Origin of the sequence: Nesterenkonia sphaerica (assembly GCF_005771565.1) — a bacterium.
Lineage (GTDB): Bacteria > Actinomycetota > Actinomycetes > Actinomycetales > Micrococcaceae > Nesterenkonia > Nesterenkonia sphaerica.
Genome location: NZ_VAWA01000008.1, coordinates 1 through 18,172, shown reverse-complemented (window position 1 = coordinate 18,172; position 18,172 = coordinate 1). Strand labels below are relative to the sequence as shown.

At 64.9% G+C, this 18,172-nt stretch carries 18 protein-coding genes; 9 read left to right on the top strand and 9 right to left on the bottom strand.

The genetic code is table 11. The features are described 5' to 3' along the window. Window positions 1-14 precede the first annotated feature (14 nt). Both priA and FEF27_RS07525 read left to right on the top strand, forming a co-directional pair. Window positions 15-767, top strand: coding sequence for a bifunctional 1-(5-phosphoribosyl)-5-((5-phosphoribosylamino)methylideneamino)imidazole-4-carboxamide isomerase/phosphoribosylanthranilate isomerase PriA (gene priA / locus FEF27_RS07530; RefSeq protein WP_138170243.1), 753 nt, complete (start codon window positions 15-17; stop codon window positions 765-767). Window positions 768-779: 12 nt separating this feature from the next. Further along, window positions 780-1,697, top strand: a complete 918-nt coding sequence (locus FEF27_RS07525; protein WP_138170242.1) for an SseB family protein — start codon at window positions 780-782, stop codon at window positions 1,695-1,697. Here FEF27_RS07525 and FEF27_RS07520 read toward each other — a convergent pair. From FEF27_RS07520 to FEF27_RS07480, 9 genes are all read right to left on the bottom strand, one after another. Beyond that, the gene (locus tag FEF27_RS07520; protein ID WP_166429952.1) at window positions 1,694-2,188 is read right to left on the bottom strand and encodes a MarR family winged helix-turn-helix transcriptional regulator; all 495 of its coding nucleotides are present in this window, start codon (window positions 2,186-2,188) and stop codon (window positions 1,694-1,696) included. The genes FEF27_RS07525 and FEF27_RS07520 overlap by 4 nt on opposite strands. Before the next feature lie 41 nt (window positions 2,189-2,229). Continuing rightward, on the bottom strand, window positions 2,230-2,889 hold the full coding sequence (locus tag FEF27_RS07515; protein WP_138170240.1) for a CoA transferase subunit B: 660 nt from the start codon (window positions 2,887-2,889) through the stop codon (window positions 2,230-2,232). 1 nt (window position 2,890) lies between these two features. Beyond that, window positions 2,891-3,679 (bottom strand): CoA transferase subunit A, encoded by a 789-nt coding sequence (locus FEF27_RS07510; protein WP_138170239.1) that lies wholly within the window; start codon window positions 3,677-3,679, stop codon window positions 2,891-2,893. Between the two features lie 49 nt (window positions 3,680-3,728). After that, complete coding sequence (locus tag FEF27_RS07505) at window positions 3,729-4,508, bottom strand: 3-hydroxybutyrate dehydrogenase (RefSeq protein ID WP_138170238.1); 780 nt, start codon at window positions 4,506-4,508, stop codon at window positions 3,729-3,731. A gap of 50 nt (window positions 4,509-4,558) precedes the next feature. Beyond that, complete coding sequence (locus FEF27_RS07500) at window positions 4,559-6,022, bottom strand: GntP family permease (RefSeq protein ID WP_243729144.1); 1,464 nt, start codon at window positions 6,020-6,022, stop codon at window positions 4,559-4,561. Between the two features lie 79 nt (window positions 6,023-6,101). Next, window positions 6,102-7,295: a PucR family transcriptional regulator gene (locus FEF27_RS07495; RefSeq protein ID WP_138170237.1), complete on the bottom strand. Its 1,194-nt coding sequence runs from the start codon at window positions 7,293-7,295 to the stop codon at window positions 6,102-6,104. A gap of 6 nt (window positions 7,296-7,301) precedes the next feature. Then, entirely contained in the window at window positions 7,302-8,621 is a 1,320-nt protein-coding gene (locus FEF27_RS07490) for a short-chain fatty acid transporter (protein WP_138170353.1), read from the bottom strand. Between the two features lie 218 nt (window positions 8,622-8,839). Next, window positions 8,840-9,547: a PepSY domain-containing protein gene (locus FEF27_RS07485; protein WP_166429951.1), complete on the bottom strand. Its 708-nt coding sequence runs from the start codon at window positions 9,545-9,547 to the stop codon at window positions 8,840-8,842. A 73-nt stretch (window positions 9,548-9,620) separates the two neighbouring features. Beyond that, window positions 9,621-13,406, bottom strand: coding sequence for an FtsK/SpoIIIE domain-containing protein (locus tag FEF27_RS07480; protein WP_138170235.1), 3,786 nt, complete (start codon window positions 13,404-13,406; stop codon window positions 9,621-9,623). Between the two features lie 237 nt (window positions 13,407-13,643). Between FEF27_RS07480 and FEF27_RS07475 the strand changes: the two genes are divergently transcribed. The 7 genes from FEF27_RS07475 to FEF27_RS07445 all read left to right on the top strand — a co-directional run bounded on the left by FEF27_RS07475 (window position 13,644) and on the right by FEF27_RS07445 (window position 18,100). Further along, window positions 13,644-14,837 (top strand): TadA family conjugal transfer-associated ATPase, encoded by a 1,194-nt coding sequence (locus FEF27_RS07475; protein ID WP_138170234.1) that lies wholly within the window; start codon window positions 13,644-13,646, stop codon window positions 14,835-14,837. Between the two features lie 230 nt (window positions 14,838-15,067). Continuing rightward, entirely contained in the window at window positions 15,068-15,718 is a 651-nt protein-coding gene (locus FEF27_RS07470) for a type II secretion system F family protein (protein ID WP_341805712.1), read from the top strand. Next, the gene (locus FEF27_RS07465; RefSeq protein ID WP_138170232.1) at window positions 15,715-16,653 is read left to right on the top strand and encodes a type II secretion system F family protein; all 939 of its coding nucleotides are present in this window, start codon (window positions 15,715-15,717) and stop codon (window positions 16,651-16,653) included. The genes FEF27_RS07470 and FEF27_RS07465 overlap by 4 nt, the downstream gene beginning before the upstream one ends. 5 nt (window positions 16,654-16,658) lie before the next feature. Continuing rightward, window positions 16,659-16,862: a hypothetical protein gene (locus FEF27_RS07460; protein WP_138170231.1), complete on the top strand. Its 204-nt coding sequence runs from the start codon at window positions 16,659-16,661 to the stop codon at window positions 16,860-16,862. After that, window positions 16,859-17,248: a TadE/TadG family type IV pilus assembly protein gene (locus FEF27_RS07455; RefSeq protein WP_243729143.1), complete on the top strand. Its 390-nt coding sequence runs from the start codon at window positions 16,859-16,861 to the stop codon at window positions 17,246-17,248. Before FEF27_RS07460 ends, FEF27_RS07455 begins: the two co-directional genes overlap by 4 nt. Window positions 17,249-17,300: 52 nt before the next feature. Beyond that, window positions 17,301-17,660, top strand: a complete 360-nt coding sequence (locus tag FEF27_RS07450) for a hypothetical protein (RefSeq protein ID WP_138170230.1) — start codon at window positions 17,301-17,303, stop codon at window positions 17,658-17,660. Then, window positions 17,657-18,100 carry a hypothetical protein gene (locus FEF27_RS07445; protein ID WP_138170229.1) on the top strand — a complete coding sequence of 148 codons (444 nt, stop codon included), beginning with the start codon at window positions 17,657-17,659 and terminating at the stop codon, window positions 18,098-18,100. Before FEF27_RS07450 ends, FEF27_RS07445 begins: the two co-directional genes overlap by 4 nt. Window positions 18,101-18,172 lie beyond the last annotated feature (72 nt).

Here is an 18,172-nt window from a genome sequence, read left to right as displayed (position 1 = left end):
CTCAGGAGAACCCCATGACAGAGACCCCTGTGCCCACCCCCGCCCTGGAGCTGCTGCCGGCAGTCGACGTCGCCGACGGCCAAGCCGTCCGCCTGGTCCAAGGAGAGGCCGGCTCCGAGACCGGATACGGCGACCCGCTTGAGGCCGCCCAGGCTTGGCAGGACCAGGGCGCGGAGTGGATCCACCTGGTGGACCTGGACGCGGCATTCGGCCGCGGACACAACCGGGACATCCTCCAACAGGTGGTGCAGCAGATGTCCATCAAGGTCGAACTCTCCGGCGGCATCCGGGACGATGAGTCCCTGGACCGAGCCTTGGAAATGGGTGCGACCCGGGTCAACCTCGGCACCGCAGCACTGGAGGACCCCGAGTGGACCGCCCGGGCCATCCAACGCCACGGAGATGCGATCGCGGTGGGTCTTGATGTTCGCGGCGAGACCCTCGCAGCCCGCGGGTGGACCAAGGACGGCGGAAACCTCTGGGAGGTGCTGGCCCGTCTTGAGGACGCCGGCTGCCCCCGCTATGTGGTCACCGACGTCACCAAGGACGGCACCCTGCGCGGCCCCAACACTGAGCTGCTGGCGCAGGTCGCAGCAAAGACCAACCGCCCGGTGGTCGCCTCCGGCGGCATCTCCAACCTCGAGGACATCGCCGCGTTGGCCGGAATGGTCTCCTCCGGCGTGGAAGGAGCGATCATGGGCAAGGCGCTCTACGCCGGGAAGTTCACTCTCCCCGAGGCGCTGCGGGTCGCCGCCGACTCACGCTGACGCTGCCTCCCCGTGGCCCAGGACCAGAAGCACCTACCGGCACATATCGCGGCACTGCTCCAGCGACAGCAGCGCAGCGCCGACGGTCAACCAGCGGACTCCGCCGGGGTGGCCTGGTCCGGCCGGGACCTCACCGGGGAGACAAACCCGCTGCACACCTTCGACGGTGATGACGGGCTGATCACCGCCGCACTCGCAGCAGCACGACGTCGCCTGCTCACCGGGGAGACCGATGAGCCCGGGTTCGTCAACGCGCTGGCGGGCCAGCGGCTGTTCGCCCCGGTGATCGCCACCGGTCACGGCGATGCTGAGCATGGGGACAAAGAAGCCGATATCTCCTTAGTCACCCTCACCGCCGCAGACGGACGTTCCGCGATGCCAGCGTTCACCAGCGTTGAGGCACTCACCACGTGGCATCCGCAAGCCCGGCCCGTGGCCGCCGAGGCTGAGCGGATTATGCTCGCCGCCTTAGCGGAGGGAGCGCAGCTGGTGGTGCTGGACCCCGGAAGCTCACAACAGGGCGGCAGCCCAGACCAGCCGGGGGTGACGTTCGTGGTGCGCCGCCCGGCGGTGGAGGCGCTGGCCCGGGGAGAGTCATGGCTCCCTAGTTATCAGGACCAGGAGCTGGCCCAGGCACTGGCTGATGTGCCCGCCGCCTGCCCAGGGGTGACGGCGCTGCAGCTGCGCCCCGGCCCGGGCATTCTCACCTCCGCCGCGGACGGAACCAGGGTCTTGGGCGGAGGAATCGGCCCTGAACTGATCCTCGAGATCGTCGTCGAGCCCGGAATTGACCAGGTTGGTGTGCGGCTGGCTCTGGCCGCGGTGCAGGCTGCGGTCGAAGACATTGACCTGCTGCGTGAACGGGCAGACTCGGTGCGCCTCAGTCGAGCGCCTCACCCGTCCCAGGGTGCCGCGGGACCCACGCCTTAGCAGGGCTCCTCGGCCTGCTCCGCAGTGCGGTAAATCTGCCCACAGATGGCTTGCAGCTGCTGGGCCTGCTCATCGTCGACCGCAGGGTGGAAGAGCTGTTTGATGTGCCGGGCGTGGACCCGGGAAGCTGCGGAAAAGACCTTTTCCCCCTCCGGGGTGAGCCGGGCAGTCATTCCGCGCTTGTCGCTGGCATCAGCGCACCGGTCAATCAGCCCGCGGCTGGCCAGCGACTTCACTTGGTAGGACAGGCGTGAGGGGGAGAAGACCATTCGTGAGGCAAGCTGCCCCATTCGCAGCTGGTGATTCTCCGCCTCAGCCAGCAGCAGCAGGATGTTGTACTCCGCGAGCTTCAGCCCCGTCACCGCGTGCAGCCGCTTCTCCATCCGGTCGGTGATCAGCGCAGACGTTTCGAAGAAGGCACGCCAGGCCCTCGCCTTCGGCGAAACGCCGGTGAGGTCCCGCTCGGGGGATGAGGTCGGCTCAGGGGTCACCCCCATATCCTACCGATGCTCATCCCTCCGGCGGCCTGGCCTCAGTGCAGCGGGGCTGCTGTGGCTTCCCGGATCTGCTCTTCAGTGACTCCCGGGGCCGTTTCGACCAGGACGAACTGCGGCTTCGCCGGGTCGGACCCCACCTTGATAACACCCAGGTCGGTGATGATGGTGTTCACCACGCCTCGGCCGGTCAGGGGGAGGGTGCACTGCGGCAGCAGCTTGGAGCTGCCGTCCTTGGTCCGGTGGTCCATCAGCACAATCACCTGCCGGGCACCGTGGACCAAGTCCATGGCACCACCCATGCCCTTGACCATCTTGCCCGGCACCATCCAGTTGGCCAGGTCTCCATTGGCGGCCACCTGCATACCGCCCAGGACGGCGACGTCGAGCTTGGCGCCACGGATCATGCCGAAGCTGGTGGAGGAGTCGAAGAACGCCGCCCCGGGATTGACCGTGACCGTCTCCTTCCCGGCATTGATCAAGTCCGGGTCCAGGTCCTTCTCCTCGGGATAGGGACCGACCCCCAGAATCCCGTTCTCGGAGTGCAGGATGACATCGCGGCCGGGCTCAATATGGTTCGGGATCAGCGTGGGCATCCCGATGCCGAGATTGACGTAGTCACCGTCGCTGAGCTCCTGCGCCGCGCGCGCGGCCATCTGATCGCGGGTCCACCCGGTGGGCTGTGTCTGTCCGGTCATCTCAGCGTGCCTCCTCAGCGGGGGTGCGCACAGTGCGCTTCTCAATCGGCTTGTCGATATCGGTACCTACTTCAAGAATCCGGTGCACGTAGATCCCGGGCAGGTGCACCGCGTCGGGGTCAATCTCCCCGGGTTCGACCAACTCCTCCACCTGGGCGATGCAGACCCGGCCAGCCATCGCCGCTGGGGGAGAGAACTGCCGGGCGGCCTTGTTGAATACCAGGTTGCCGTGCCGGTCTCCGCGGGCGGCGTGGACCAGGGAGAAGTCGGCAACAATCGATTCCTCCAGGACATAACCGACCACCTGACCATCCGGGCTGCGGAAGGGCCGGACCTCTTTGGGACCGGACTCCTCCAGCACATTGCCCTGGGAGTCGTATTTGGTGGGGATGCCGCCGTCGGCCACAGGTGTGCCGACCCCGGCACGGGTGTAGAAGGCGGGGATTCCTGCGCCACCGGCGCGCAGCTTCTCCGCCAGAGTGCCCTGCGGAACCAGCTCCAGCTCCAGCTCACCCTCCAGATACTGCCGGGCGAACTCCTTGTTCTCGCCGACATAGGAGGAGATCATCTTCCGGATGCGCCCGCGCTCCAACAACCTGCCCAGGCCCCAGCCGTCGACCCCAGCGTTGTTGGAGGCGATGGTGAGGTCGCCGGCGCCCTGGTCCAGAAGTGCTTCGATGAGCTGGATGGGATTGCCGGAGAGCCCGAACCCGCCTACGGCCAGCGAGGCGCCGTCGGGGATGTCCGCCACGGCCTCCGCCGCGCTCGCCACTGACTTGTCAACACTCATCACATTCCTCCCAGCTGTCGGGCCATTTTCACAGATTCGCTGCCTACGCTCATGCCGCGCTCCACCCACCATCAATGGTGTACGAGGTGCCGGTGACCATCCCGGAGGAGTCCGATGCCATCCACAGGGCGAGGCTGGCGACCTCCTCCGGCTCCACCAGACGCTTCACTGCTGACTCTGTCAGCATAATCTTTTCGACGACGTCGTCCTCGCTGATGCTGTGGATGCGCGCCTGGTCTGCGATCTGTTTCTCCACCAGCGGGGTGCGCACATAGGCGGGGTTGATGCAGTTCGAGGTCACCCCGTGCTTGGCACCTTCCAGCGCGGTGACCTTCGACAACCCCTCCAATGCGTGCTTGGCGGAGACGTAGGCTGACTTGTAGGCGCTGGCACGCAGTCCGTGCACGGAGGAGAGGTTGATGACGCGGCCGAACCCGCGGGCGTACATCCCGGGCAGGCAAGCGCGGATCAGCAGGAACGGCGACTCCACCATCAGCTGGTGGATGAACCGCCATTTCTTCGGGTCGAACTCGTGGATGGGGGAGACGTGCTGGATCCCGGCATTGTTGACCAGGATGTCGGTGTCCAGTGACAGCTCTTCCAGCGCAGCGGTGTCGGCGAGGTCGGCCACCCACGCTTTGCCGCCGATCTCCTGAGCCACCTGGTGGGCGGCATCGGCGTTGAGGTCGCAGACTGTCACTTCGGCCCCGGCGGAGGCAAAGGCCCGGGCGCAAGCGGCGCCGATGCCGGAGGCCCCGCCGGTGATCAGCGCGCGGCGCCCGTTCAGGGTGGGGGCCGCCGCTGCGCTGCGGGGTGATTGTTCATCCATGGAGTTCTCCTGGGAGGTTGCTGTCAGGTGCGGTGCTGCGCGGCGGCGGCTCAGAAGGCGCCCACTGCGGAGACGAGGCCGGCCAGGCCGAGCACGACGACCACCGGTATTGCCAGTGTCACCATACCGAGGTCCTTATAGGCCTGGCGATGTGTCAGCCCGCAGACGATCAGCAGGGTCACCACCGCGCCGGAGTGCGGCAGCGTGTCCAGACCGCCGGCGGCCATGGCGGTGAGTCGGTGCATCGCCTCCAGGCTGGTGCCGTCGGCAGTGGCCATCTGGCGCAGATCCTCACCGAGGGCGTTCAGGGCGATGGTCATACCACCGGAGGAGGAGCCGGTCAGACCGGCGGTGATGGAGGTGGTCATAATGGAGGTCCAGAGTGCGCCTGCGCCCATGTTGAACACCGAGTCACGCACCACTGCGAAGGCCGCCACGGAGGCCACGACTGCCCCGTAGCCGACCTCGGAGGCGGTGGAGAAGATCGGAAGCATGGAGCGCTTCACACCGTCGGTGAAGCCGACTCGCAGTGAGCGGATGTCCTTCATGTTGAGCAGGACAAGCACGGCGATGCCTGCCAGGATCGCCAGCAGCACGGCCCAGAGACCGCTGCGGGCTTCCATGGTGATCTCGCCGAACTGCTCCTCAGCGAGGTAGCTCCAGTCCAGCCGGGGGAAGATCAGCAGGGTGCAGCTGAAGTTGACGGCGAAGACGGTCAGCAGCGGCAGGAAGGGGACGACCTTGTTGGCGGGCACGAGGGTGGCAAGCTGGTGGGAGGAGCCGTCATCGGCGGAGCCTCCGATGACCGGGGCGCTCTCGATGCTCTCGAAGTGCTCACCCTTGCGGATCAGCGCAGAGCGGCGGTACTCCAGCCACAGCAGGCCGAGGCCCAGGATCAGTGCGCCGCCGAGCAGTCCGATGCCGGGTGCGGCGTAGGCGCCGGTTTCGAAGAACTGGCCGGGGATGATGTTCTGCACCTGCGGAGTCCCCGGCAGGGCGGTCATGGTGAAGGTGAAGATGCCCAGGGCGATGGTGCCCGGGATCAGCCGGCGCGGGATGTCGGCCACGCGGAACAGCTCGCGTGCCAGCGGGTACATCACGAAGGCAACCACGAAGAGGCTGATGCCTCCATAGGTCATCAGTGCTGAGGTGATGACGGTGGCGGCGATGGCGCTGCGGCTGCCGACCCATCCGGTGACGGTGCGCGCGATGCTTTCGGCGTAGCCGCTGACGGTCATGAGCACACCGAAGACCGCGCCGACGAGGAAGACGGGGAAGAAGCTCCCGACGAAGCCGGCCATGGCTGGCATGAAGATTTCGGTGTATGAGGCCAACAGCGGTGCGCCGGAGAAGATCAGGCACACTGCGGAGGCGACGGGGGCTGCGAGGATGACCGGTACGCCGCGATAAGCGAGCGTGATCAGCAGCACGAGGCTGATGATGATGCCGGCGATGCCAAAGATCATGGGTATCTCCTGGAAGGATTCGATGGTGCTTGCCAGACGGATGAGCACAGGAGTCCAGCATCCTCGCCGGAGTGTGACATGGGCTACATCTGTTTGTTCAACATCTCAGCAAAAATCTTGTAGCTGGCTACGAAGATGGCTTGTGGTTGGTCTTCCGGTGCTTGCCGGCGGCCAACACCCAAGACAGTTCAATCAGTGTGTTGAGGTCGCCCAGGTCGGCTCCGGTGAGCTCACTGAAGCGCTGCAGCCGGTAGCGCAGCGTGTTGACATGGATGGGGATGCTGCGGGCGGCCAAAGGAATGCTCATCCGGTGGGTGAGGTAGGCATCTACCGCTTCCAGAATGTGCTGCCCAAATTCCCCGGAGTCCTCCAGCGGGGCGATGTGCAGCCCGTAGAGCATCTCGGTGGTTTCCGGGCAGGCATGAACCCCCAGCCGCCAGGACAGCTGAGTGAGGTCGACGACGCCGGTGCGCCCGAGTGTCTCTGCGGCTTCCAACGCCATCGATGCCGTCTGGAACGACCGCGGCAGCTCCTCCAGGGCAGCGGCGTCCCCCAGCCCAATGGTCAGACCGTCTGACCCGGCCTGCGAGCGGGGCGGGCTCAGCATAATGCCCACCACTGAGCTGCCCTGAACCGCAGCCAGGACGCGGGCGCCGGCCTCGTGTGACCAGGCCTCCAGCTGGTGCAGGCGATGAACCTCGGAGCCCGGACGCGCACTGAGCACGATGGCCCGGACTGACTCGCTGGTCGGGACGCCGTAGAGCGTGGCGCCGCGGAGTCGTTCAGCCGGCGGCATCGCTGTGGTCACCACATTGCGGATCCATTCGGCGCGCAGCGCTGAGTCGGTGACCGCGCGGGAGACTTCCCTGTCTTGGTAGACGGCCACTGCTCTGGTGGAGAAGGCGTCGCCGAGGGCCCAGAGCAGCGTGGAGGAGGTGAGGATCTGCTCAGCAGGGATGCCTGAGGCTGGGGCGCGGGAGAGAATATTGCGGAAGATCAGTGAGAGTGAGACACGGAAACCGGCCAGCACGCTGCCGATAGGAACCCCTTGGGCGTATCGCTCCACGGCAAGTGCGTCGGCTTCGGGCACCTCCTCGGGGGTAGGTTCGCGCCCGTCGCGGATGGTCCTGATGGTCAGCGCAATATTCCGCTGAACCGAGGCCTCCAGCGACGCAGTGGGCACGTTCTCGTAACCAGGAACATTGCTGCGCAGGTCTGCCAGCGTCTGATCCACCATCGCCTGGTCGCTGCTCAGCTGCCCCAGCAATTCCTCCCACTGGGCGGACTGCTGCCGGCTGGGGCGCGGTGTGGGGGCCGACACCGGCGCCTACAGTGACACCAGCAGCAGTGTGGCGCTGAAGACCAGCCCGGAGGCGATGAGTGTGATCGTGGTGTAGCCGAGGATGTCACGCATTTTCAGCCCAGCGATAGCCAGCAGCGGCAGCGCCCAGAACGGCTGGATCATGTTCGTCCACTGGTCTCCGTAGGCCACGGCCATGATCGCGACCGCCGGGTCGGTGCCCAGCGCTTCGGCGGCTTCAAGCAGAATGGGCGCCTGCACTGCGATTTGGCCGCCTCCGGAGGGGACGAACAAGTTCACCAGGCCAGCGGAGAAGAACGCGAAGAGAGCGAAGGTGTGCTGATTGGAGATTGCCACGAAGCCTTCGGAGATGACGGTGATCAGCCCCGTGCCTGCCATGATGCCCAGAATTCCGGCGTAGAGCGGGAACTGAAGCAGAATCTCGCCGACATTGGAAGCGGCTTTCTTGGTCAGGGCGATCAGCTCAAAGGGGTTGCGCACTAGGAGCATGATCAGGGTCAGGAAGCTCCAGTTGACAATGTCCAGGGTCAGGGTGCCCCCGCCTGCGAAATGAATCACCAGGTACCCCACCAGGAGCAGCCCAATGGCCAGGGTCGGGATCCGCGAGGCATCCACTCGGTCGGCAGGGGTCACCACGTCCTGCTCAATCTCCACTTCCTTCTCGCGGGCATCGACGGTCAGCGGGACGATGGCCCGCTGGTTTCGCGGAGCGATCAGGTAGAGCGCTAAGCAGACCGCGCCGATGGTGGCCGCAGCAGCCAGCAGGTTCCAGGTGGAGAATATTGACTCCGTGATGGCCAGCGGCTCGCCCAGCTGATCAGCCACGAAGGAATCAGGCGTCGCGGCAAGCAGCGGGCCGGAGGCGGAGTACCCCATGTGCCAGACCACGAACCCGGAAAAGGCCGAGGCCACCAGCATGGGGAAGTGCACCAACTGGTTCCGGCGCCGGAACTCGTAAGCGACTTCACGGGCCAGCAGCGCCCCGGCCACCAGGCCTAGGCCCCACGTGATCAGTGAGGCCAGGGCAGCAACGACGAAGACGAACAGGTACGCCTGGATGGCCGTCTTCGGCACTCGCGCCAGGCGGACCAGCAGCTTGTGCACGGGCCGGGTGTTGGCCAGGATATAGCCGAGCAGCAGGATCAGGGCCATCTGCGTGATGAACTCCAGCAGGCCGGCCAGCCCCATTCCCCACTCTTCGACCACCGTCACGGGTCCGGCGTCTGTGAGGATCAGCGCCAACAAGGCGACCACGAAGGTCAGGATGATCGCGAAGACCAGCGCCGAGGGGATGAACCTCTCCACCAGGGTGTTCAGGGGACGCATGACGGCCCCGAGGACGGCACCTCCGCCCTGCTTGGTGCTTGTCTGAGTCTTGTCAGTCCGGTCCCCGGGCGCCTGATCGGACACGTCAGCCTCCTGCCAGCTAGTCACTTCTGGTCAGAGGGAAGCCACCTGCAGCAATTCAGCCCCCTCGCTGTGGCACAGCTTACCCCGAGCGGCTGACGTGTCGACCAACCGGGGTCGACGTCGACAAGAACAGGTTAGTTGTCCACCTTGACTACGTCACCGGTCGCCACATCGACGTAGACCTCCACGTCATTGTCCATTTCGAGCTCCCAGACGACCACGCCGTCCTCCGTGTCGAGCTCCCCTTCATGGGGCTGCCCGCCCGATTCTTGTTCGGCGGTCTGCAGGGCTTCAGCAATGTCAATTTCGACGGCCTGGGCCTTCTGCTCATCATCGCCGTCGATGCCGTCGTCCTCGGTCTTGGTGATCTCGAACGATTCAGCGTCGACCTCAAGCTCCCACTCAGTGGTGCCGTCGTAGACGGAGAGCTCCACGTAACCGTCGTCGTCGCTTTCGTCCTCGAACTTCGTGATGACTCCGTCAGGATATTCCTCGAGCGCCGCCTGAATAGCCTGGTACACGACATGCTCATCGCCTTCGGTACCGGCGTCCGCATCGTCATCGTCGGTCTCTTCCACCCCGTCGGCGGCGTCGTCATCCGGGGTCTCGTCATCCGCGGCGTCGTCGTTCTCCTCGGCATCCGGGGAGGGCGACGCTTCAGTCTGCTCTTCGGTCTGCTCTTCGGTCTGCTCTTCAGTCTGGTTCTCGGTCTGGGCCTGATCGTCGTCGGTGGGGAGCTCCTCTTCCGGAGCGCAGGCAGTGAATGCCAGTGCAGCGGCCGCGGTGGCCGAGAGAATGCCAAAGCTTGAACGGTGCAGGGGAGAGCGTGCTTGATCAGTCATAGACCTCATTAGAAGCCTAGATACTGGGGATTGCCCGGGAACTTTCTGGAGCTCAGATGAAATGTGTGACGGCTCACGCTTCGGGAAGTGCCCACTGGACCATCACCGGGCCCTCTTGCCAAAGGTGCACCGCCCGACCAGGAATGGGACGGGACAGCACCGGGATGATGGAAGCGAAGATGTCCGCTTGGCTCCGGTGGGTGGGGGACAGGATGACATTGGAGCCTTCAGTGCGGGCAGCGTGTGCCCAGGGCAGTTGAGTGAACAGGCCCGACGACGCCGCGGCCGTTGCCACCACAGGCACTCCGGCGGTCACAGCCTGTTGGATTTCGCTGTGCCGTTGGGCGGTGCAGCGTTGAGCATCGTCCACCAGCAGCGCTTCGGGAGGCTGTGCGGGTCCAGTGCCGTGCGGGGTCAGCAAGAAGCTGCCGGACAGCTGTTGATGCAGCAGCTTCAGGCAGGTGGTTTTTCCCGACCCTGCCGTTCCGAGGATGAGGTTCACCGGCCCCAGCGGCAGGGACATTGGCGCACCGGTGAACTGCTGGATCCCCACCAGAGGTGGTGGGTCGGCGCAGGCCGATAGTGCCGGGTCCCCCGGCAGCTCGGTGTACAGGATGCGTTCCGGCAGCGGTGCGACCGTCAGGGGTGGAGCCGGACCTGGCTGCGGATTCTCCGGCACGTGGGGTTTCTCGGTGACCAGCTGGACCGCGAGCCCGGGCGGGGGGATCTGGGGCGTGAGCAGTACGCCGCGGCCTGGGAGAGGGTCCGCGCTGCGCAGCTTCGGCCACAGGTAGCGGGCTTCTTCCGAAGACCCCAGCGGCAGGTAGACCCGGGTGGGGAAGCGGGAGAGCAGTTTCCCCATGGCCAGTTCCCTCCCGCCGCAGACGACCACTGCGATTCCAGCTTGGGGGCCTTCTGAGGCCAGGGTGCCCAGCAGGTGGTCCATGTTGGGCACACTGGAGTGAGCGGCTGCGTTCCATTGGGCGTAGCCGGTGACAACGAGCAGCAGTGGCCGCCGTGGGCGGTCCGGGGGCGTGTTGACCCGCCGGCGGGTGAGCTCGTCACACAGCAAATTGAGCAGATACTCCACTTCCGCCGGGTCCTCCTCGGTGAGCCAGCTACCCACGCGACGATGGTGCCCCAAGCCGGCGAGGGAGCGGTCACCGTCGAGCAGGTACACATCCGGCACCAGCGCGGAGTCCAGCAGCTGTGCAGTCAGTGCCGCAGCGGCGGCCGCTGCGCCGGCGCCGACTTCCCCCACCAGGGCTATGGACTGCGGCTCCTGGAGGCTCAGCACCAGATCCTGCTGTCGCTGCAATGCCGGGTCGTCTGTTCGCCCCAGCAGCGGTGAGGTCGCCTCGTCGTCCAGGCGGTCAGTGGCGATGAGGGTCTCCGGCAGGGGCGGCAGCAGTGGCGTGTGCAAGCGGCGCTGTGACTGCTCAGAGGCGGCCTTGCCTACCGCGGCGATGACCTCGCTGAAGTTCGCCGGTGGTGTCGGCTGCCCCGGGTGCGCCTCGGGGCGCAGACGAAGCCGCCGGTGACCAGTCAGTTGGGCACTTTGAAAGACCGTAGGGCGCTCACCCGGTGTGCGCAGAGCCGCCCTGCCGGGTCGGTTGCGCGGAATCTCCGCGGCCAATGGGCTGCCGATGACGTCGCGGGATTCGTCCTCGCTGCGCACGCGCAGGCAGATGCTGGCCCCGATGTTGGCACGGATGTCTGCCGTCACCACGCCCTGGGGGCGTTGGGTGGAGAGGACCAGGTGGAGGCCCAGGGACCGCCCGAGTGTGGCTAGACGCATCAATTCATCCAGCTGATCAGGCAGCTCATGGGAGAAGATCCGGAACTCGTCGATCACCACGAGGATCCGAGGTAGGGGTCGGTCAGGGCAGAGATGGCGGTACTCACAGTAGTCGCCGGCGCCCGCGTCCAGGAACAGGCGCTCGCGGCGGACCAATTCACTTCGAATGCCTTCCAGCGTGCGTTCCGCGGCCGCCTGGGACAGGTCGGTCACTAAGCCCAGGGCATGTGGGAGCTGACCGATCCGATGGAAGGCGGCGCCACCTTTGAAGTCGATGAGCACCAGGCCGAGTTCATTCGGCCCATACTCGGCACACAATGAGACCAGCAACGTCTTGAGCAGTTCGGACTTGCCCGACCCGGTGGTCCCGGCGATGAGGAGATGGGGACCGTCACCGACCAAATCCAGCGTGACTCTGCTGTGCGCATCGCGTCCGAGTACGGCTGTCAGGGTCTCGGTGGCGGTCCCGGTGAACATCTGGTCGGGCAGCGGGTAGGTGGAGGTGTCGGGAATTTGCTGGGCTGAGCGGGTGCGGGCCTGGTGAGGCAGGGCAAGGCGCAGCTGCTCCTGCAGGGTGTGCTCGGAGAGACCGTCCCAGCTGAGGTTTTCTGCAGTGATCTCTGAGGAGCCGTCTCCGAGCTGGCGCTCAACTCTGTGGCTGCGCAGATCCACCGCCCATCCGCGAACACCTGAGTGTGCGGCCCCCGGGGTGAGAACATGCCACCCCGCGCCTATTGCGGGCGATATCCACCGTCCGACTTCCGGATCAGCGAGGATAAGCAGCCCAGGGGGCGCTGAGGGTCGGTCTTCACGCTCCAGCACCTGGGCTAACTCTTCGGCGGCGAGGTGCCACACCCGGGTCAGATCCCGTACCTCTGGAACGGTCTGGCCTCCTACGATCACGCACTCTGCGGGGGCCGGGTTGAGTGTCAACTGGATCAGAAGCCAGCGGAGGAGTCTATGGGAATCGCGCTCGGAGCCGTGTATGGAAGTTTGCTCACCGGGCAGGAGGGTGATTCCCACAGCTGCTGTGACGAGCGTTTCCGCAGTCTCGAGCGGGGAGGAAGTCCCACCTTCCACCTCAGCGGTGACGAGACCGGTTCCCAGGCGCACGGTGGGGGCACCACCGTCGGTCGCCCCCGCGTGGACACTACCCTCCCGCCCAGCCCGAAGATCCCTCGTCAACCGGCCCGGGGAGCAAAGGGACCCGCTGGCGCGGGAGGCCCAGGAAGAAGCCGCATGGGCCACCCGGCGTCGATAGTGCCGCAGCTTCCGCCTGCCGTCCCAGAAGATTGCTGAGGCAATCAGTGCGCTGGCACCGCTGAAGAGCAGGAAAAACCACATGCCGGTGACGGCCACCAACACCACGCCGGCAATCAGAGGGACCAATGCAAAGGCCAGCATCATCTTGTGCTTCCCCTCCGGAGGCTGGGCGTCCACCACCGTCGGCGCTGGCGGCCAGGATTGCGGTGTGCGGGGCTCAGGTGCCTCCGCAGCGAGGTGGCAGGTGGTGGAACCGAGTTGGAAATCGACTTCGGTGATCAGGCGAGCGGCGGCGTCGTCGTGGTTTGATGTCAGTCCCCGGTGGAGGGTAACGGCCCGAGTTCCTACATCAAGGATGGCTTCCTCGCGGGAAATGGAGGGGTCAGCGATCCGGACGGCGGCACGGCCCCGGCCCAGGGTCGTATTCCCCCGCCGCAGAGGCACCAGCTGTCCAGCGTCGGGCCCGGAATCAATGCACAGCTTCAGCTGCGGAGTGCACCATCTCATAGGACCGGCATCTGGTGCAGAGACCAGCACCACCATCCCCGGGTGGAGCAAGGGGGAGCCAGCATCGAGAGTGTGCAGGTGGTAACCAGCGGTGCTCAGTCTGACGTGACGAGTCCGAAGGATCTCACGCAGGGCGTGGTCCAATGCCGCACCCGAGACGGAGTCTGCCGGGGTCTCCGCGACAAAGCGCAGCTCGTGACCATATATACCGGGCGATTGACGCCGCAGTGCTGCCCAGTGATCCGCACTCAGAGCACCGGGGGCGTGTACCACAGTGATGTTCCAGTCCATCGAGTCAGCTTCCGTTCAGGCATGTTTGGATTCGTTTAGCCAGATTAACTTTCATTGAGGTCTTATGGGTCGCCTCAGATCTATCTTGGGGATAAGTAATGCTGAACCAGTGCTTTATCCACAGGGGGTTAACAGGGGCTTTTCGAAACCTGAACGGATGGTTAGGGTAGTGATCGCTACACCGTTCAGCAGCGTTGCACCGTGAGAAACTGACCGGTTCATGTGGAGGCTGACGCCGTGGACGCTGTGTCCATTGTTGAAGACGAAGTTCGGGAATCCATTCGCAGACAGGGAATCGATCCGAGCAACGACCCCACCAGCATCAGGCGCATGGTGGATGCTGCCGTGGCTGACTATGACAAACGTTCCATGGTGGCGGCGCTGCCCGTGCTTGGCGAGCCGCAGAGTGCGGCCACCCGAATATTCCACTCTGTGGCCGGGCTCGGTGAACTCCAACCGCTCCTCGACGATCCTGACGTGGAAGAGATTTGGTGGAACGAGCCTGAGCAGGTTTTCGTGAGCCGAGCTGGTCGCTCGGAATTGACCTCGGTCACGCTGACCGAGAACCGCGTCAAAGACCTCGTCGAGCGCATGCTGAAAGCCTCGGGGCGACGGTTGGACTATTCCACGCCCTTCGTCGACGCTTCTCTGGCTGATGGTTCGCGTCTGCACGTGGTGATTCCCGACGTCACCCGAGACGCCTGGGCTGTGAACATCAGGAAATTCATTGCCAGAACTAATTCGCTGGACGACATGGTCCACATGGGGTCACTCTCTGCCGAGGCCGCCGAGTTTCTCTCCACGTGCGTTTCCGCCGGACTGAATGTGCTGATCTGCGGGGCGACAGGGGCGGGAAAGACGACCATGCTCAATGCCCTTGCCTCCGCTATCGGACCCCGCGAGCGGGTGGTCACCGTAGAGGAGGTGTTTGAACTGGACATCCCCCTGCGCGACACCGTGGGCCTGCAATGCCGCCAAGCGAATCTCGAGGGCTATGGCGAAATTCCCCTGCGCCGTCTGGTGAAGGAGGCGCTGCGCATGCGCCCCGACCGTCTCATCGTCGGAGAGGTGCGCGAGGCAGAGAGCCTCGACATGCTTATTGCGATGAACAGCGGGCTTCCGGGTATGAGCACCGTCCACGCCAACTCTGCCCACGACGCGCTGACAAAACTGTGCACGCTGCCATTGTTGGCTGGAGAAAACATCACCTCAGACTTCGTGGTGCCCACTGTGGCCTCGTGTCTTGACCTGGTAGTGCATTGCGTTCGCACGCCCCAGGGGAACCGATACGTCTCAGAAATCCTCGCGATAGGCAGCCGGGTCGAAGCCGGCACAATCGAGACCACCACGGTCTTTCGTCACGACGGGCACCGGTTATTGCGCCGTCGCGAAGCGGTGTTCGAGCATCAGAAGCTGCCTGGTGCTCTGTGATGAGCGCGCCGCACCTCCCGCAGGCACTCGTCTTGGGGCTCGCCCTCGGGCTGGGCCTGGTGCTGGTGTTCAGCGCCGCGGGTCCGCCTCGGAGCTGTCCAACCGGTCGCAGTAAGCGCCGAACGGAGCGCATTCGTCGACTGCTTGACGAGGCGGGGCACTACCGGCTCCCTGTGTCCGCGGTCTTCCTGAGCAGCCTCGGCTGCGCTGGGACAACGTTCATTCTTGTTATGGCCCTCACCGGAGTGCTGCCGGTGGGAGTGTGTCTCGGAGTCTTCGCGGCCCTGTTGCCATGGGCATTCCTGCGTTGGCAGGTACGTCGCCGCAGGAGGCAGCTGGCGGAGGTGTGGCCCGACGTCGTGGACCACCTCCGCTCGGCTGTGCGTTCCGGCCTGGCGCTTCCCGAGGGGCTGGCCGAGTTGGGAAGCACCGGCCCGGAGCCGCTTCGCGGGCCGTTTCTGGAATTTGGAGCCGACTGGCGGGCGGGGGTGCCTATGGGCCCAGCGCTGGAGAGGCTGAAGATCAGACTTGCTGATCCGGTCGGTGATCGCATTGTGCTGGCGCTGCGCACGACCCGTGAACTGGGTGGCACTGATTTGGGTCGGCTGCTTGATTCTATGGCGGATGTACTCCGGGAAAACGCCCGGACGCGCAGCGAGCTTGAAGCTCGGCAGAGCTGGACCGTCAACGGGGCCAAGCTCGCGGTGGCCGCCCCTTGGATTGTGGTGCTCCTGCTCTCCCTTCGGCCCGAGGCTGCGGAGGCTTATCACAGCATGACCGGCATGCTCGTGCTGAGCTCCGGTCTTGTGGTGTCGCTGATCTGCTACCACGTGATGCTCCGCATCGGTGCGCTGCCGGCAGAGGAACGGGTCCTCATATGACCGAAACCACCATGTGGGCGGGGACGGCGGGTTTGGCGCTCGGCCTCGGCATCCTCCTGCTCATCGCAGGTCTCCCCCTGATGAATCAGCCCCGCGTCGCGGAACGGGTCGCCCCTTACGTGAGGTCGGTGGCGCCCGAGGCCCTGGCTATGACCCGTCACGGTACGCCTATGTCCGTGATGGGGCGGATGCTGATGCCGGTGGCCCAAAGCCTGGCTCAGTACATGCGGAAGTTGGGTCTCGCTTCCAGTTCGGAACTGGTCGCAAAGCGTCTGCGCTATGCCAATCTGTCCCTCACTCCTGCGGAGTTCCGCGTGCAGCAACTCATATGTGCCGCCGCAGGAGCACTTGTGGGGGTCTTGATCGGGATGTTGGCGATGACCGCTGGCAGGTTCCAGCCGGCAGCTGCAGCTCTCATTGTGCTCACCGCAGCCGGGCTGGGTGCTGCGGCTCGGGACGCCGAGCTGACTGCACGGATCAACTCCCGGCGGCGGAGAATGCTTGCGGAGTTTCCGACGATTGCGGAGCTCCTGGCACTTTCTGTCAGCGCAGGCGAATCCGCACCCGGAGCTTTCCAGCGGATCAGTACCAGTTGCCGTGGGGAAATCGCCGAAGAACTCTCCGAGCTCATGCGCCGCACTAGGGCGGGGACTCCGTTTGTGTCTGCGCTGCGGACGCTGAGTAATGAGATCGATGTGCCGGCCATCGCCCGATTTCTCCACGGCGTGGTCGTCGCGGTGGAACGTGGCACCCCGCTCGCGGAGGTGATGCGAGCCCAGGCTGCTGATGTCAGGGACCACTCCAAACGGGAGCTCATGGAGGCCGCTGGCCGTAAAGAGGTCGCCATGCTTGCGCCGGTGGTTTTCGGGGTTCTGCCGCTGACAGTTGTTTTTGCCGCTTTCCCAGGATTGTCCCTACTACAGATTGGATTCTGAGACCCATGAATGGATCAACCCTGCATCGCGCCCTCGAAAAACTGCGTCGCCTCGGCTGCGCGGTCCATGAGGGAGAGCGCGGTGATGTACCCGGCTGGGTGATGATTACGCTGATGTCCGCAGTGCTAGTTGCGGGATTGCTCGTGCTTGCGCAAGACGGTTTTCGGGCGCTGTTCGAACAAGCCATCAGTCAGGTGACGCGATCGTGACAGTGGCCGCAGTGCGGTCCGAGGAACGGGGCTCAGCCACCGCAGAGTTCACGATGGTGGCTGCCCTCCTTGTGCTGCTCTTTCTTGGAGTCCTTCAGGTGGCGGGACTGATCCACATCCGCAACTCACTCATAGACGCGGCGTCTACGGGGGCGCGTTTCGGAGCCCTCGATGATCGATCGGCGCAGGACGGGGTGGCGCGCACACAAGAACTCATCCGGGGATCCGTCGCTGACCGCTACGCCCAGGAGGTCAATTATGAGTACGTCGAGGTTCCCGAGGGTAGGACGCTGCGCATCACGGTGGACGCTCGCGTGCCGGTCCTGGTCATCGGGCCGGGAGTGGGAGAGCTCGAGGTCACAGGCTCGGCCTACGAATTCGACTGAACGGCACGACGAGGAGGGATCCGCCATCGTCGAGTTTCTTGCACTCGCAGTCATGGTGCTGATCCCTACCGTGTGGTTTCTGGTCGGAGTTGCCCACATCCAGAGTGCGACTTACGCCGCGGTGGGTGCGGCCGACCAGGCCACCAAGATGTACACATACTCAGATGCCGCTCCTGCGGTGCGGGCTCAGCGCAGCGAGGCGTCGGTACATGCCGCGCTCGCTGACTTCGGCATCAGCCCGGAGCACGGCACCGTGAGGCGTTACTGCAGTGCCGACTGTGAGGAGGTGGGTTCATTGGTCAGATACGAGATCGAGATTCGTGTACCCGTGCCGCTGCTCCCCGAAATCGGCGGGTGGGAGCATGCGCTGGTGTCTGTTTCGGCTTCATCGACAGGGGTGCAGGGTGAATGAGACAGAACCTGCGGTTCCAGCACAGTCTCAATGACGAGAGTGGTCAGACCACCGTGCTGATCCTCGGCATGATGACGATTCTTCTGATGTTCGCAGCTGTGATCCTGGGCGCCACAGTCGTCAACGGGGAGGCCCGCAAGCTTCTGTCAGAGGCCGACGGGGCTGCTTCCGCGGCGGCGATTGCTGCACAACCAGCCCCGGGCGTCCCCCAGATCTCTGACCAACAGATACGTGCTGCGGCTGAGCAGCACTTCGAACAGGCGGGCTCACACCAACGGCACGTAGGCCTTGCCGTCATCGAAGCTGGAACGTCTCCCGGCGGCGAAACGATTCACTTGCGCCTCCGGTCTGAAGCTCAGCTTCCTGGCCTGCGCTGGGTCCTGCCAGCTGGCGTGGAAGTGACCGCCGAGTCCCATGCCAGAGTTGCCATCAATCGCTGATGACTTCTCCACCCGACTGGGGGCGTGTCCGTGGTGGGAAATAAAATTGGGGTATGGATGCACAGCCGGACC

What these genes read in the sequence shown, in the direction of transcription:
- priA (WP_138170243.1), top strand. Translation starts at nt 15, where the DNA reads ATGACAGAGACCCCTGTGCCCACCCCCGCCCTGGAGCTGCTGCCGGCA.
- FEF27_RS07515 (WP_138170240.1), bottom strand. Translation starts at nt 2,889, where the DNA reads ATGACCGGACAGACACAGCCCACCGGGTGGACCCGCGATCAGATGGCC.
- FEF27_RS07510 (WP_138170239.1), bottom strand. Translation starts at nt 3,679, where the DNA reads ATGAGTGTTGACAAGTCAGTGGCGAGCGCGGCGGAGGCCGTGGCGGAC.
- FEF27_RS07505 (WP_138170238.1), bottom strand. Translation starts at nt 4,508, where the DNA reads ATGGATGAACAATCACCCCGCAGCGCAGCGGCGGCCCCCACCCTGAAC.
- FEF27_RS07490 (WP_138170353.1), bottom strand. Translation starts at nt 8,621, where the DNA reads ATGCGTCCCCTGAACACCCTGGTGGAGAGGTTCATCCCCTCGGCGCTG.
- FEF27_RS07485 (WP_166429951.1), bottom strand. Translation starts at nt 9,547, where the DNA reads ATGACTGATCAAGCACGCTCTCCCCTGCACCGTTCAAGCTTTGGCATT.
- FEF27_RS07480 (WP_138170235.1), bottom strand. Translation starts at nt 13,406, where the DNA reads ATGGACTGGAACATCACTGTGGTACACGCCCCCGGTGCTCTGAGTGCG.
- FEF27_RS07470 (WP_341805712.1), top strand. Translation starts at nt 15,068, where the DNA reads ATGGCCCTCACCGGAGTGCTGCCGGTGGGAGTGTGTCTCGGAGTCTTC.
- FEF27_RS07465 (WP_138170232.1), top strand. Translation starts at nt 15,715, where the DNA reads ATGACCGAAACCACCATGTGGGCGGGGACGGCGGGTTTGGCGCTCGGC.
- FEF27_RS07460 (WP_138170231.1), top strand. Translation starts at nt 16,659, where the DNA reads ATGAATGGATCAACCCTGCATCGCGCCCTCGAAAAACTGCGTCGCCTC.
- FEF27_RS07450 (WP_138170230.1), top strand. Translation starts at nt 17,301, where the DNA reads ATGGTGCTGATCCCTACCGTGTGGTTTCTGGTCGGAGTTGCCCACATC.
- FEF27_RS07445 (WP_138170229.1), top strand. Translation starts at nt 17,657, where the DNA reads ATGAGACAGAACCTGCGGTTCCAGCACAGTCTCAATGACGAGAGTGGT.